This window comes from Streptomyces sp. NBC_00670, from assembly GCF_036226765.1.
Taxonomy (GTDB): Bacteria; Actinomycetota; Actinomycetes; order Streptomycetales; family Streptomycetaceae; genus Streptomyces.
Map to the genome: position 1 here is coordinate 896755 of NZ_CP109017.1, position 13810 is coordinate 910564.

At 75.1% G+C, this 13810-nt stretch carries 15 protein-coding genes and 1 pseudogene; 7 read left to right on the forward strand and 9 right to left on the reverse strand.

Annotated elements, in window-relative coordinates:
- Nucleotides 1-85: 85 nt before the first annotated feature.
- Nucleotides 86-337 (reverse strand): winged helix-turn-helix domain-containing protein, encoded by a 252-nt coding sequence (locus tag OIE12_RS03900; RefSeq protein ID WP_329131748.1) that lies wholly within the window; start codon nucleotides 335-337, stop codon nucleotides 86-88.
- A 218-nt stretch (nucleotides 338-555) separates the two neighbouring features.
- On the opposite strand from OIE12_RS03900, the gene OIE12_RS03905 reads away from it, so the two are divergent.
- A complete protein-coding gene (locus OIE12_RS03905) occupies nucleotides 556-909 on the forward strand; it encodes a VOC family protein (RefSeq protein ID WP_329131749.1) in 354 nt (117 codons plus the stop codon).
- A 58-nt stretch (nucleotides 910-967) separates the two neighbouring features.
- Entirely contained in the window at nucleotides 968-1357 is a 390-nt protein-coding gene (locus OIE12_RS03910; protein ID WP_329131751.1) for a MarR family winged helix-turn-helix transcriptional regulator, read from the forward strand.
- Between the two features lie 108 nt (nucleotides 1358-1465).
- Here the strand turns inward: OIE12_RS03910 and OIE12_RS03915 are convergent, their stop codons facing one another.
- The 5 genes from OIE12_RS03915 to lnt all read right to left on the reverse strand — a co-directional run bounded on the left by OIE12_RS03915 (nucleotide 1466) and on the right by lnt (nucleotide 5835).
- On the reverse strand, nucleotides 1466-1867 hold the full coding sequence (locus tag OIE12_RS03915; protein WP_329131753.1) for an SseB family protein: 402 nt from the start codon (nucleotides 1865-1867) through the stop codon (nucleotides 1466-1468).
- A 149-nt stretch (nucleotides 1868-2016) separates the two neighbouring features.
- Nucleotides 2017-2682: a sigma-70 family RNA polymerase sigma factor gene (locus OIE12_RS03920; RefSeq protein WP_443053756.1), complete on the reverse strand. Its 666-nt coding sequence runs from the start codon at nucleotides 2680-2682 to the stop codon at nucleotides 2017-2019.
- Between the two features lie 203 nt (nucleotides 2683-2885).
- Nucleotides 2886-3554: a hypothetical protein gene (locus OIE12_RS03925; protein WP_329131755.1), complete on the reverse strand. Its 669-nt coding sequence runs from the start codon at nucleotides 3552-3554 to the stop codon at nucleotides 2886-2888.
- 132 nt (nucleotides 3555-3686) lie between these two features.
- Nucleotides 3687-4163, reverse strand: coding sequence for an NUDIX hydrolase (locus OIE12_RS03930; protein ID WP_329131757.1), 477 nt, complete (start codon nucleotides 4161-4163; stop codon nucleotides 3687-3689).
- Between the two features lie 25 nt (nucleotides 4164-4188).
- Nucleotides 4189-5835 carry an apolipoprotein N-acyltransferase gene (gene lnt, locus OIE12_RS03935; protein WP_329131759.1) on the reverse strand — a complete coding sequence of 549 codons (1647 nt, stop codon included), beginning with the start codon at nucleotides 5833-5835 and terminating at the stop codon, nucleotides 4189-4191.
- 239 nt (nucleotides 5836-6074) lie between these two features.
- Between lnt and OIE12_RS03940 the strand changes: the two genes are divergently transcribed.
- On the forward strand, nucleotides 6075-7130 hold the full coding sequence (locus OIE12_RS03940; RefSeq protein ID WP_443053757.1) for an O-antigen ligase family protein: 1056 nt from the start codon (nucleotides 6075-6077) through the stop codon (nucleotides 7128-7130).
- A gap of 75 nt (nucleotides 7131-7205) precedes the next feature.
- Here the strand turns inward: OIE12_RS03940 and OIE12_RS03945 are convergent, their stop codons facing one another.
- A complete protein-coding gene (locus OIE12_RS03945) occupies nucleotides 7206-7748 on the reverse strand; it encodes a hypothetical protein (protein ID WP_329131761.1) in 543 nt (180 codons plus the stop codon).
- A gap of 71 nt (nucleotides 7749-7819) precedes the next feature.
- The gene (locus OIE12_RS03950; RefSeq protein ID WP_329131763.1) at nucleotides 7820-8605 is read right to left on the reverse strand and encodes a glutamate racemase; all 786 of its coding nucleotides are present in this window, start codon (nucleotides 8603-8605) and stop codon (nucleotides 7820-7822) included.
- Between the two features lie 58 nt (nucleotides 8606-8663).
- Here OIE12_RS03950 and OIE12_RS03955 point away from each other — a divergent pair, with 58 nt between their 5' ends.
- Complete coding sequence (locus tag OIE12_RS03955; protein ID WP_329131765.1) at nucleotides 8664-9845, forward strand: glycosyltransferase; 1182 nt, start codon at nucleotides 8664-8666, stop codon at nucleotides 9843-9845.
- 4 nt (nucleotides 9846-9849) lie between these two features.
- On the opposite strand, the pseudogene OIE12_RS03960 reads toward OIE12_RS03955, so the two are convergent.
- A pseudogene (locus tag OIE12_RS03960) lies at nucleotides 9850-11206 on the reverse strand (TerD family protein).
- Nucleotides 11207-11504: 298 nt separating this feature from the next.
- Between OIE12_RS03960 and OIE12_RS03965 the strand changes: the two are divergent.
- The 3 genes from OIE12_RS03965 (at nucleotide 11505) to OIE12_RS03975 (ending at nucleotide 13761) form a co-directional block, all read left to right on the forward strand.
- The gene (locus OIE12_RS03965; RefSeq protein ID WP_329131768.1) at nucleotides 11505-11948 is read left to right on the forward strand and encodes a DUF6643 family protein; all 444 of its coding nucleotides are present in this window, start codon (nucleotides 11505-11507) and stop codon (nucleotides 11946-11948) included.
- A 132-nt stretch (nucleotides 11949-12080) separates the two neighbouring features.
- The gene (locus OIE12_RS03970; protein WP_329131770.1) at nucleotides 12081-12908 is read left to right on the forward strand and encodes an MOSC domain-containing protein; all 828 of its coding nucleotides are present in this window, start codon (nucleotides 12081-12083) and stop codon (nucleotides 12906-12908) included.
- A 247-nt stretch (nucleotides 12909-13155) separates the two neighbouring features.
- Nucleotides 13156-13761, forward strand: coding sequence for an Rv1733c family protein (locus tag OIE12_RS03975; RefSeq protein ID WP_329131772.1), 606 nt, complete (start codon nucleotides 13156-13158; stop codon nucleotides 13759-13761).
- Nucleotides 13762-13810 lie beyond the last annotated feature (49 nt).

Consider the following 13810-nt stretch of genomic DNA (forward strand, 5'->3'; position numbering starts at 1 on the left):
TGCCGGGGGCAAGGGGGGGCGCCGGTGCCGGGGGCAAGGGGGGCGCCAGTGCCGGGGGCGGGGGGGCGCCGGTGCCGGGGGGCGGCTACCACCCTGCTTCGAACAGATCGCGGGCCTCAGCGATGCGTGCCTCGTCGCGGTGGTAGCGCGTCCGCCCGCCGGCGCGCTCGGTGCGCAGCAGACGGGCGGCGGTGAGGAGGTCGAGATGGGCGCGGGCGAGGTCGGGGGGTATGCCGAGCCGCGCGGCGACGCCGCGGGCGGTGGCGCCGTCGTGGTCCACCAACAGCTCCAGGATGCGACGGCGGATCCCGCCGCTGCCCATGGGTGACTTCAGCACGGCGCCCCTTCCCGACGACCTCGCGCTGCCCACTGTGACGTGGGGCGGGGGTTCGCGCAGAGGGGGTAACGGGCCGAAGTCGCCCAGGGGCGGCGGGTGTGGGCCCGGGTCCCGGAACCGGTCAGTTTTCGAGAAGCCGCTGGACGGCTCCCCCGCCTAGCGTGGAATCACCGGGGCCGGACGGCCGCGGACCGTACGAGAACCGAGGAGTCGCCGCCATGACCGGTGGAGTGCAGACCGTGATCTACCCCGTCAAGGACCTCGAGCGGGCGAAGGCGGTGTTCAGGGCGCTGCTGGAGACGGAGCCGTACGCCGACGAGTCCTACTACGTGGGGTTCAAGGACGCCGGTCAGGACATCGGACTCGACCCCAACGGGCACGCCAGGGGGATGACCGGCCCGGTCCCCTACTGGCACGTGAGCGACATCCGGGCCCGCGTCGCCGCGCTGCGCGAGGCCGGCGCCGAGGTGTTGCAGGACGTGCAGGACGTCGGCGGCGGGAAGCTGATCGCCTTCCTGAAGGACGCGGACGGCAACCTGCTGGGCCTCACCGAGGACGCGACCCAGAGTTAGTTGCACCCAGAGTTAGTTGCATAGTCAACGAATGGCCGGATTCTGTTACCGTTCGGGTATGTCAGCGAAGACGGCCGCATCCCCGCTCGAGGAGCGGTGGCGGGACATCCTGTCGGTGCATGCGCGCACGATGTGCGAGATCGACCGTGTGCTGCACCCGCACGGCCTGGGGGCCAGCGATTTCGAGGTGCTCGACCTGCTCGCCTCGCAGGCGCCGCGGGAGGGCGAGCAGTGCCGGGTGCAGAACCTCGTCGGCCGGGTCCATCTCAGCCAGAGCGCGCTGTCCCGGCTCATCGGCCGGCTGGAGAAGGACGGTCTGGTGACGCGCTCCGTCTGCGAGCACGACCGGCGCGGGGTCTGGGTCGCCCTGACCGAGAAGGGCCGGGCGCTGTACGCGGAGGTGCGTCCGCTCCAGCGGGCGGCGCTGGAGCGGACGCTGAGCGGCTGACGGTACGGCGCAAGGGGGCTGCGGGTGGCCGGTACCGGCTGAACCGGTGCCGGCCGGCACCGACTCAAGGCCGTGCCGGCCCACCGGCCCGGGGCCGTGGCCGCCGGCTCAGGGCCGGGCCAGCCGGCTCCGTACCCCCTGCGAGTCGAGGGTGAGGCCGTGCGGTGAGGCGGCGTCGATGGTGAGGGACAGCTCGTCGGTCGGCCACTGGGCCGCCAGCGCCCCGAGCGGGACCAGGCGGTAGCGGGAGACGGACGGCAGCAGGTCCGCCATCTCCCCCTCCGAGGTGAACACCGGCACGGTCGGTTCCCCGCCCGGTTGTTCGAGCACGGGCAGCGCCACCGTGCCCGGATCGGTGGCGTCCTGGTCGGCGGCGTCGTCCGGCACGGGGATCAGGACCTCGCTCCCGGCCAGCGTGTCCAGCGCGTCGGTGTCCTGCGCGTCCACCAGCAGCGTGCTGAGCGCGTTGTGGACGGCGGTGGTCGTGCGGGGGTTCTCGGGTGTGGTCATGGCGAATTCCCAGGTCGTGGCGGTCGGGCCGTCCGGTGTTCGAACAGCCCGATCGGACCCGGGGCGCCTACCCAGGCGCTACCGGACCATGCGCCGCCGGTGCGTGCCCTTCACGGTGCGCACCGGCGGCGGAAATCAGGCCGCGGGCATCAGGCGGCGGTCAGGGCCACAGAGGTGCTCTCGGCCGCGGCGAGCAGGTCCAGGAGGGCCGCCCGGGCGCGGGCCACGCGGGAGCGGACCGTGCCCACCGGGCAGTCGCTGACCTCGGCCACCTCCGCGTAGGGCAGTCCGAGGAGCTGGGTGAGCACGAACGCCTCGCGGCGCTCGGCGGGGAGCGTGGCGAGGAGGTCGAGGAGCGCGACGCCGTCGTCGAAGCCGGGCAGGCCGCGCGGCTGGGCCCGCTCGACGACCGGCCGCCAGTCCGGGACGTCGCTGAGCCTGGGGCGGGCGGCCGCGTGGCGGAAACTGTCGGCCACCGCACGGCGGGCGATGGACAGCAGCCAGCTGCGGGCCGAGGAACGGCCCTCGAAACGGTGCAGACTGCCGAGCGCCCGCAGGAACGTGTCCTGGGCGAGGTCGTCGACGGCCTGCGGATCGGCGCACAGATGGGCGACGAAGCGCAGCACGTCACGGTGGAGGGCGCGGACGAAACGGTCCACGGCGTCCGGGTCGCCGGTGCGGGCGGCCAGCGCCCAGGCGGTCGTCGACTCGTCGTTCGCCGCGTGGACGTGGTCGGTCCTCGCGTGGTCGGTCCTCGCGTGGTCGCAGGAGGGTGCCGCCGTCGTGGGCGCAGGGAGCAGGGCAGGAATGATCACCGGAGGTCCTTCTCGGGTCGTCCGGCGTCCGGACCGCGGGTGCGCGGGCCGAGCGAGGGCGTGACGGCGCGCGACGGCGCACCGCGGTACGGAGCCGGTGGGCGGGAACGGCCGTACGTCGGGGCGCGTGCGGTGCACGGGCGCCGGGGCGTGCGGCCCGGACCCGGGGCGCACAGGGGCGCCCCGGGTGTTTCCGGCTGTCGTCAGGCGACAGCGGTCCCCGCGGGCGGACCCCGGGTGGTGATCGTGTGGACGAGCGGGTCCGGCCGCGGCGCCCGGCCCGAGCGGCGGCGGCACGGCCGGACGCGGGGGCGGTCGGGCGGCGCGGGCAGCGCGCGCAGCAGCCGCAGCGGTGCCGCGAGCCGCGCGGCCATGGCGCGCAGCAGACGGAAGGCGGCGCGCTCGCCGTACGCGAGCCACAGGCCGCACAGCAGTGCGGCCACCAGGTGGGCGGCGAACATGCCGAAGGTGGCGGCGTCCGGGAGGGGCACGAGGGCGTGCGGCGCCGGCCCCGCGCCCATGTCCATCCCCATTCCCATGCCCGTGTGCGCGGACGCCCCGTGCGGGTGAGGGGTGTGCATGGCGTGCGTCGGCAGGGACGCCGTCGTCCCGGACCCCGGCATCTGCGCCAGGGTGAACGCCGTGTGCAGGGCCGTCTGCGCCACGACGACGGCCGTCACGACCGTCCTGAGCCCGCGTTCGCGCCCCGCGAGGCACCACCCGGCGGCCGCGGTCAGTGCCGCGCCGGCGAGGAGCGCCCACCAGGGGACGGAGCGGCCGGACATCAGGACGTGTCCGAGGGCGGCGAGCAGCACACAGACGGCCGCGAACATCGCGGCCCGCACCGTGCGCGCACCCCACCCTGCCGTCATGGCGCCCCATCGTCGCATCCGGGCATCGGTCCTCAGGAGTGGGTACGTCGTGCGCCCCCACCCGGCACTCAAGCCGGGCGGTGTGATCCGGGCCACTGCGCGCGGTTTTCTGCGCCCCTCAGGGGCGCGGGTTCACTCCGCGGTGGTCCCGAACCAGGTCGGCTCGTCGGTGAGCGCCTGCTTGATCCGGAAGCGGTGCCCCTCGCGCAGCGGCGGCAGCGCGTCCAGCTCGAACCAGCCGACCGCGAGCGACTCGTCGTCGTTCACCCGGGGTTCGCCCGCCACGGCCCGGCAGCGGAAGGTGATGTCCATGAACTGGCAGATGTCGCCGTTGGCGTAGGTGACCTCGCGGCTCGCGCCGACCGACACGACCCGCTCGGCGACGCAGCGCACCGCCGTCTCCTCGTACACCTCGCGCACGGCGCACTCCGCGGGCTGCTCCCCGGGGTCCGGGATGCCGCCGATCACCGCCCACTCGCGGTTGTCGGCGCGCTGGCCGAGCAGGACCCGGTTCGCGTCGTCCAGGACGACGGCGCTGACGCCCGGGATCCAGAGCAACTGGTGGCCCGCGGAGGCCCGGAGGGTGCGGATGAAATCAGGAGTGGCCATGCCGCGACCCTAAGGGCTGCGGCTGTCAGCCCTGGTCGGCCGCCCGCGCCGGGGTGCCGTCGGCCCGCCGCGCGCGGACCCTCACGGTGGCCGCCCAGCCGAGGCCGCCGGCCGCGACGAGGACGAGCGCCAGTTCGGGCAGGGTGCCGAGCCGGGTCGCGGGCGTCTGCGAGGAGCGCAGCGGCACCTTCTGCACCAGGGAGTCCGCGACGAACATGCCGGTCTTCCGGGTGATCCGGCCGTCGGGCATGATCACCGCGCTGACGCCGCTGGTCACCGGCACGGTGACGGTGCGGCTGTGCTCCACGGCGCGGACCCGGGACATGGCGAGCTGCTGGTACGTCATCTCGCTGCGGTCGAAGGTGGCGTTGTTGCTGGGCACGGATATCAGCTGGGCGCCGTCGGTGACGGTGGAGCGGACGGTCCAGTCGAAGGCCGCCTCGTAGCAGGTGACGAGGCCGACGCGGGCGCCCGCCATGGTGAAGACGCCCGGTTCGTGACCCCGGCTGAAGTCCTGGCGCACCATCGACGTCCACGTCTTGTTGATCGCGCCGATCATGCCGCGCAGCGGGAGGAACTCGCCGAACGGCTGGATCTGCCGTTTGTCGTAGGTGTCCTGGGGGCCCTTCTCCGGGTCCCAGAGGATCTGTTCGTTGTAGAGCTTGCCGTCGCGTTCGATGACCGCGCCGACCGAGATGGGGGCCTTGATCGCCTTGGCGGCGCCGTCGATGACGGCGTAGGCGTCGGCGTTGGTGTAGGGGTCGATGTCGGAGCTGTTCTCCGGCCACAGCACGAGGTCGGGGCGGGCTTTCTTGCCGGCGTCGACCTCGGCGGCCAGCCGCCGGGTCTCGCGCGCGTGGTAGTCGAGGACAGCCCGGCGCTGGGAGTTGAAGTCCAGGCCCGCGCGCGGCACGTTGCCCTGGATGACGGCGACCGTGGTGGTGCCGTTCTCGGCCTTGTCGCTCACCAGCAGCCGGGCGGCGAACGCGCCTGCCACGGGGACGGCCACGCTCAGCAGGGCGACGGCGGCGGCCCCGCGCCGGAGCCCGCCGGTGCGCCGCATGCCGACGGCCAGGCGGACGGCTTCGCCGAGGCCGAAGCCGCACAGGACGACCGCGAAGCCGAGCACCGGGGTGCCGCCGGCCGCGGCGAGGGGCAGGAAGATGCCGTCGGCCTGGCCGAAGGCGATCTTGCCCCAGGGGAAGCCGCCGAACGGCACGCGCGCGCGTGCCGCCTCGCCTGCGATCCACAGGGCGGTCGCCCACAGCGGCCAGGCGGGCAGCCGGGAGACGACGGTGATGCCCGCGCCGACCAGGGCGACGAAGGCCGCCTCGGCGGCGACGAGCGCCAGCCACGGCCCGGGGCCGACCTCGACGCCGGTCCACACCAGGAGTGGCAGCAGGAACCCGAGCCCGAACAGATAGCCGAGGCCGAGCCCTGACTTCCAGGTACGGCCGCGCAGCAGCAGGCCGAACCCGGCAAAGGCGGGGAGGGCCAGCCAGGACAGGGTGCGGGGCGGGAAGCTGACGTAGAGGAGCACTCCGCAGAGCGCCGCGGCGGCGGCCGGCAGGAGCCGGCGCAGCAGGCGCAGGGGGCGCGTGGCCGGCGTGTCCCGGGGGGCGAGCCGGTCGGGCCGGTCGGGCCGGTCCACGGAGGTGGCGGTGGCGGTCACTCCGGGAGTCTACGGGGCGTGACCTGCGGGCCGACAGTTCGGTCCGGTCCGTCCCCCGCGTCCGCGGCGCCGGCCGTCACCCCGGCTGGACCGTTTCTGCACAGCTCGTACACAAAACGGTCTCCGGCCGTTACGGTGTGCCCCAGTCCAGAGGGTCGCCCGCCGCGTCCGGCCGCCATTCAGGGGCGGCGGGGCACCGGTCATGGGCCGGGGCGCGCGCGACAGGGCGGGGGCGACGGGTGGAGACCGCAGGAGACGAGGTGGATGCCGCGGGGCCGGACCCCGCGGCCACCGGAACGGCCGTCCGCGAGCGGCGCGGCAGCGCGGACGCGTGGGGCGTCGCGGTGCTCGGCGCCTGTGCGGCGTGGGCGCTGGTCACGGCGGCCGGACGGGACGGCAGGCCCGAAGGGGTGCTGCTCGCGGTGCTCGCCGTCGCCGCCGGGTACGCCACGGGCCGGATCGCCGGTGCCCTGCTGCCGGTGACCGCGCCCGCCGTCGGTGCGCTGGCCGGGCTCGGGCTGGCGCTCGGCGCCCCGGACGCCACGGCCGGTCCCCGGCTCGCCGCGCCGCTCGGGCACGCCGGTGCCACGGCCGCGCTGCTGACGCTGTCGGCGGGCGCCGCCTGCTGTGCGGCCTGGGCCGCCGCGGCCCCGTTCCTGCGGTGCGCGCTGTGGCTGCTGGCCGGCGGCACCGCCGTGGCCGCCGCCGTGCAGGGGTCGGTGGCGGGGTGCGCGGCGTGTGCCGGGGTGCTGCTCTGTTCGCTGGCCGCCACGCGGATGCGGCACCGGGGGCTGGGCCTCGCCGGTCCCGCGGCCGCGGTGGCGGCGGCGGGCGGCCTGGCCTGGGCGCTCGCCGAGGACGTCCTGCCGGAGGGGCTGTCCGCGTCGGCCGAGGGGCAGTTGGGCGCGTACCGGGTCCTGCTGTGGCGGGACGCGGTGGCGCTGGCCGGCCGTGACCCCCTGCTCGGCGCGGGGCCGGGCCGGTTCGGCGAGCTGAGTCCGGCCGCCGCGCAGACGCTCGCCTCCGACGGCCGGCCGCACTCGGCGGCCCTCCAGCAGGCGGCGGAGCAGGGGCTGGTGGGGCTGGCGCTGCTGGCGGCCGCGGGTGGCTGGGTGCTGTACGCGCTGTGGCGTTCGCCGCGCGGTACGCCGGTGGTGCTCAGCGCGGCCGTGTCGCTGGCGGCGGTCGGCGTCCTGGCGACGGCGGGCAACGCGCTGAGCTTCACGACGGTGACCGCGGGGATCGGGGCACTCGCGGGCGTGGCGACGGCACGGCCGTTCGGGGACGGGGAGTGAGGGGGCGACAGGGCGTGAAGGGGTGACGGGGAGTGCGTGGGGGCGACACGTGAACCGGTCGCGGCCCGGGGCCGTTCAGCCCGTCGTGTCCGCCACCGGCGGCCGCAGCCGGGCCCGGATGACGCGCACCGCGGTCTCCGCGTTGTCGACGGTGATCGTGAACACGTGCCCGTCCCACAGCCGCAGTACGAGCCCCTCGCCCCGCCGTACGACCACGGCGGTGCCCTTCTCGGGCCGCCAGCGGTAACCCCAGCCGCCCCACTGGCGCGGGGTGACCCGGGGTGCGAACTCGGCGCCGGCCACATGGGCCAGCGGGATGCGGCGGCGCGGCAGCCCGATGTGGCCGCAGCGCACCTCCAGGCACTCCGCGTCGACCTTCACGGCGACGTGCACGAAGGCGAGGGTGCCGAAGAGGATGAGCAGCCCGGCGGCGATGCAGCCCACGACGGACATCGCCAGCGCGGCGACGCCGGACGTCCAGGCGGAGTCGATGGCCAGTTGGATGCCGAGCGCGAGGCAGGCGGCGCCGGCGAGGGCCGCGAGCCACTGGACGCGGTTGGTGGCGCGTCCGGTCCAGATGTCCGGGTGCCTGTGGTCACCGTGGGGGTGGTCCCTCATGTCCAAGAGGGTAGCCCGATTCCGCTCCGCGGGCAGTCGCTCGCGCAGGGTTGCCCCGGCGGCGGGTGGGTTCAGCGCGCGGGGCTGACCGTGTCCAGCAGGCGGCCCTCCTCGTAGGCGCCGGCCTCGCGGGGCAGCGGGGCCTCGCGTCCGCTCAGGAGCACCGTGAGCGCTCCCCGTACGGGGGCCTCCGGGTCCGGGAGCGCGCCGATGCGGCGCAGCGCCTGCGCGGCGACGGCCGTGGCGGAACCGTGCAGGACCAGCGGGGAGCGGCGGGGGCCGCGCAGGGCGGCCCGGATGCGTTCGGCGACCAGTTCGTAATGGGTGCAGCCCAGGACGACGGTCGTCACCTCGTCCGGTGTGCGGGCGGCGGCGTCGGCGATCGCGGCGTCGATGGCGGCGTCGTCGGCGTGCTGCACGGCCTCGGCGAGGCCGGGGCAGGCGACCTCGGTGACGGCCATGCCGTCGGCGAACTCCTCGATGAGGCCGCGCTGGTAGGGGCTGCCGGTGGTGGCGGGGGTGGCCCAGATGGCGAAGGGCGCGCCGCCCGCCGCGGCCGGCTTGATCGCGGGGACGGTGCCGATGACCGGCAGCCCGGGTTCGAGGCGGGCCCGCAGCGTGGGCAGGGCGTGCACGGAGGCGGTGTTGCAGGCGACGACCAGGGCGTCGGGGCGCTGCGCGGCGGCAACCTCGGCGACGGCCACGGCGTGTGCGGTGAGGTCCTCGGGGGTGCGCGGGCCCCAGGGCATGCCGTCGGGGTCGGAGGACAGTACGAGATCGGCGTCCGGTCGCAGTCGGCGTACCGCGGCGGCGGCCGGAAGCAGTCCGATTCCTGAGTCCATGAGCGCGATCTTCACCCGGTCACCCTAGACGATCCGTGTCGTACGGCCGCCGGTGTGGGGCAGACTGCGACGAGTGAGTGCCGTTGTGTGGATCGCCCTGGGATCGCTTCTCGCCTGGCTGTGGCTGCTGCTCGGCCAGGGCTTCTTCTGGCGCACGGACGTCCGGCTGCCGCCGCGCCGGGACCCGGAGGCGTGGCCCCCGGTGTGCGTGGTCGTCCCGGCCCGGGACGAGGCGGAGGTGCTCCCCCGGAGCCTGCCGACGCTGCTGGCGCAGGAGTATCCGGGGCGGGCCGAGGTCTTCCTCGTCGACGACGGCAGCACCGACGGCACCGGGGAGCTGGCCGCGGAGCTGTCCCGGCGCCACGGCGGGCTGCCGCTGACCGTGGCCTCGCCCGGCGAGCCGCCCGCCGGCTGGACGGGCAAGCTGTGGGCGGTACGGCACGGCATCGGCCTCGCCCGCACCCGCGAGCCCGCGTTCCTGCTGCTGACGGACGCCGACATCGCGCACGCCCCGGACAGCCTGCGCTCCCTGGTCGCGGCGGCCGGCGCCGGGAACTACGACCTGGTGTCCCAGATGGCGCGGCTGCGGGTGGAGAGCCTGTGGGAGCAACTGGTCGTCCCGGCCTTCGTCTACTTCTTCGCGCAGCTGTATCCCTTCCGGTGGATCGGGGTGCGCGGCGGGCGCACGGCCGCGGCGGCCGGCGGCTGTGTGCTGCTGCGCGCGGAGGCGGCCGAGCGGGCGCGGATCCCGGACGCGATCCGGCAGGCGGTCATCGACGACGTGGCGCTGGCGCGGGCGGTCAAGGGCACCGGCGGGCACATCTGGCTCGGCCTGGCCGACCGGGTCGACAGCGTCCGCCCCTATCCGCGCCTGCACGACCTGTGGCGCATGGTGGCGCGCAGCGCGTACGCGCAGCTGCGGCACAACCCGCTGCTGCTGCTCGGCACCGTCCTGGGACTGGCCCTGGTGTATCTGGTGCCGCCGGCGGCGTTCCTCGCCGGCCTCGCCGCCGGGTCCTGGGCGGCGGCGGTGGCCGGCGGGCTCGCGTGGCTGGTGATGACGGCGACGTACCTGCCGATGCTGCGCTACTACGGCCGGCCGCCGTGGCTCGCTCCGCTGCTGCCGTTCACCGCGTTCCTGTACCTGCTGATGACGGTGGACTCGGCGGTGCGGCACTACCGGGGGCGCGGCGCCGCCTGGAAGGGCCGGACCTACGCCCGGCCCGATGCGGCGGCCGCGCCCGAGGAGGGCTGAGCGGTCACTTGCGGCCGGGGGTCCAGTTCATGCCCCAGCCGTAGGCGCGGTCGACGGTGCGCTGCGGGCTGACCCCGCGGTCCGGGATCAGATAGCGGGCCTCGCGCTGGACGACGAGGTCGCCGCCGGTGTTGGTGATCAGGGCGAGCGCGCACACGGTGGAGGGGACCGTGCACTCGTCGAGGGAGAAGTCCACGGGCGCGCCGTGCTGCGGCCGCAGGGTGACGGTGGCGTGCAGGTCGGCGAAGGAGCGGGCGCCCTCGTAGATGGTCACGAAGACGAGGATGCGGCGGAAGTCCTGCCGGTGGTCGAGGTTGACGGTGAGGTTCTCGCCGGTGGCGACGGCGCCGGTGCGGTCGTCGCCGTCGAGGTGGATGTACGGCGGCCGGTCCAGGGCGCCGAAGGCGTTGCCGAGGGCCTGGACGACCCCCTTGCGGCCGTCGGCGAGTTCGAACAGGGCGCACAGGTCCAGGTCGAGGTCGCGGTGGTGGGCGACGGCCCGGCCGCGCTTGCTGCCCCAGCCGGAGAACTGCTTGCGCACCTCCCAGTTGAGGTTGACGCGCAGGGCGCCGGAGGTGCCGCCCTGCTTGGTGAGGGAGACCGAGGGGGCCTCCTTGGTCAGCGTCACCTTGCTGAGCCGGACGGGGGCGGACGGCACGGCGGGCGGCGCGGCCGGCGGGGGTGGTGCCGCCGGGGCCGCGCCCACCGGGGGCGGCAGCGGCACGGGGGCGCCGGTGGGCGGGGGTGCGGTGACGGGCGCGGCTCGGCCAGTCGACGCGCGGGGCGGCCGGGGGCGCGGCGGGCGGCCGGTGCGCGGGGGCGGCGGGCGCCGGCTGCTGCGGTTCGTCCACGGTGATGCCGAAGTCCGTGGCGAGCCCTTCCAGTCCGCTGCTGTAGCCCTGGCCGACGGCACGGAACTTCCAGGCGCCCTGACGGCGGTACAGCTCCCCGAGGACGAAGGCCGTCTCGACGGTCGCGGTGGCGTCGAAGCGTGCGACCTCCTCGCCGCTGCGGGTGTCCAGTACGCGGATGTACAGCCCCGGCACCTGTCCGAACGTGCCGCCGTCGGCGGAGGCCGCGAGGACGATCCGGTCGATGACGCTCTCCACGCGCGCGAGGTCGACGAGGAGCGCGTCGGTCACCTCGCCGCCGGTGGTCCGCTTGCCCTCGTGACGCACCGCGCCGGAGGAGTGCGCGGGCTGGTTGTAGAAGACGAAGTCGGCGTCGGTGCGCACTCTCCCGGAGACCAGCAGCAGCGCCGAGGCGTCCGCGTCGGGCACCCCGGGCCCGGACCGCCGGCCGAGTTCGATCCGCAGCGCCGCCGTCGGCACCGGAACGTTCGCCCCCTTGAGCATGGACATGCAGCTCCCCCTCACACACTCGGCACCGGCCCGCCCACAGGCGGGTCCGTCGGAAGTTTCCAGCCAAATCTACGGCGCCGCCGTCCGGGAACTCCCCCCGCGACACTTTCCCGGGAAAACGGGGCCGGACCACCGGTAACCAGCCCCGCAGCTCGGTCTATAGCGCATGTGCGCGCCAGTTGCCGCCCCTTTTTGCCGAGTTCGCTCGGATTGGGGATCCGACGTCACCAGCCGACACGGAAAACAACCCTCTTATCGGTCTCCCCAACCAGCACATCGTGGGCTTAACTTATGTGCCATGACCTCCCCCCGCTCCACCTATGGCGGCGGTTACTACTCCGCGTCGCCTTTCCCGGACACCCCGATCTACGACTCGCTCGTGGCCGAGCGGGGCACCCCGCAGATCGCCCCGATCCGGGTTCCCTCGGCCTACGAGCCGAGCAACAACCTGCCCGCGCTTCCCTCGGCGCTCCCCGCCCTGCCGGCCGGTCCCTCTCCCCAGGGCCCCGCGTACGGCTACCCGCAGACCCAGCAGCCCACACCCCTGCAGCAGGCGGCGCCCACCGCGTACATCCCGCAGCAGGCGGGCCCCCGCGGCTACCCGGGCCCCCAGGCACCGCAGCCGCCCCGCCCGATGATGGGCGGCACGGGGTACGAGGCGATGCGCCCCGCGGCCCCGCGCCCGGCCCCGACGCCGTACCAGGACCCGTACCAGAACGGGCAGCAGTACCGGGGCTACTGAGCACACCGGCACGAGGCCGTCGGGTTCCGGAGCACACCGGACCCGGCGGCCGTCGGGACCGTCACGGCTGTCCGGGCCGTCACGGTCCCTTCGGCGGGCCGCGCCGTCGGTGGTTGCTGACACGATGGGTCCATGCCGACACCAGCGCTGCACTCGCTGCACATCCACCCGGTCAAGGCGCTGCGGGCCCAGACGCTTCCCACGGCCGTGGTCGAGCCATGGGGGCTGGCCGGGGACCGGCGCTGGGCGGTGACGGACGGCACCGGCAAGGTGCTCACCCAGCGCGAGGAACCGCGTCTGGCGACGGCCGCCGCCGAGGCACTGCCCGGCGGCGGCGTTCTGCTGTCCGCGCCCGGCCTGGAACCGCTCGCGGTCGCCGTGCCCGAGCCGGGCGTCACCACGACGGCACGGATCTTCGGCACCAAGGTGGAGCTGGTGCCCGCCGACGCCGGGGCCGACGACTGGCTCAGCACCCATCTGGGGTACGCCGTACACCTGGTCCATCTGGACGATCCCGCCGTGCGCCGCCCCATCGACGATCCGCCGTACACCTCCCCCGGCGAGATGGTCGGCCTCGCCGACCGCTACCCCCTGCTGCTCACGACGCTCGCCTCCCTCGACTCCCTCAACTCGCTGATCGCACAGGGGGATCACGCGGTCGAGGGGCCGCTGCCGATGGACAGGTTCCGGCCGAGCGTCGTCGTCGCGGGGACCGAACCCTGGGCCGAGGACGACTGGACGGAACTGGCGATCGGCGAGGTCGTCCTCCGCGCAGCGAAGATGTCCGGACGCTGCGTGGTGACGACCACGGACCAGACCACCGGGGCCCGCGGCAAGGAACCGCTGCGCACACTGGGGCGCCACCGGCGGTTCGCCGGCCGGCTGATCTTCGGCCAGAACCTGGTCCCGCTGACCACGGGGACGATACGGGTGGGGGACCCCGTCGAGGTGCTGGACTAGAGCCCGCCACCCGGCTGCCGGGCGAAGACCGGCAGCGTCAGTGCCCCGGCGAGCGAGGTCCGCCGGGGAAACCCGGGACGAGGAAGACATGGGGAGGGAACCCCCGCCGGGTCCGTGGTCGTTGGGACCCGTGAGACATGTCCGGAGATCCGTGGAGCGCCGCGGCGTGATGTCGCTCTCTCTTCTCCGCGCCCGGGCGCATTCGGCCCGTGCGCGGAGTTATCACGGAGCGGAAGGGGGTGGCGCGGTGCGAGCGGTTCGCGGACTCTGGCGCTGGCGGGGCAATCCACTGCGTCGTACGACCGATCTGGTCGAGGCATGGCTGGCGCTGGTCGCCCTCGTGCTGGTCCTCGTCGTGGCGCCGCTGATCGGCGCCGCCGTGGGGGCGGCCACGGAGGGCGCGCTGCAGCGGTCGGTGCGCGAACAGCGGCACACCCGTCACGAGGTGGTGGCCACGGTGGTCAGACGGCTCAACCGCAGCCCCCTGGACCCCGATCCGGAGACCGCCACGGCCCGGGACGCGCACAGTCACGTCCTGGCGAACTGGGCCGGCCCGGACGGCACGGCCCACCACGGCGCCGTCCTGGCCGACCTGGAACAGCCGCGCCCCGGCGACCACTTCACCCTCTGGACGGACTCCCACGGCCACCTCGTGGCCCGTCCGCTGGACACGCTCACCGCCACCACCCACGCCGTCCTGGCGGGCTTCGGCTCGGCCGCCGCGGCGGCGGGGCTCGTCGAGGGCGGCAGACGGCTGCTGGTGTGGCGCATGGTCCGCCGCAGGTACGCCCGTCTGGACCGGGCATGGGAGAAGGCGGGCCCGGACTGGGGCCGGACCGGCACCGGCGCCTGACCGGCCTTCCGCTCCGGTCCGCCCACCGGGTCAGCGCACGCTACGGTGG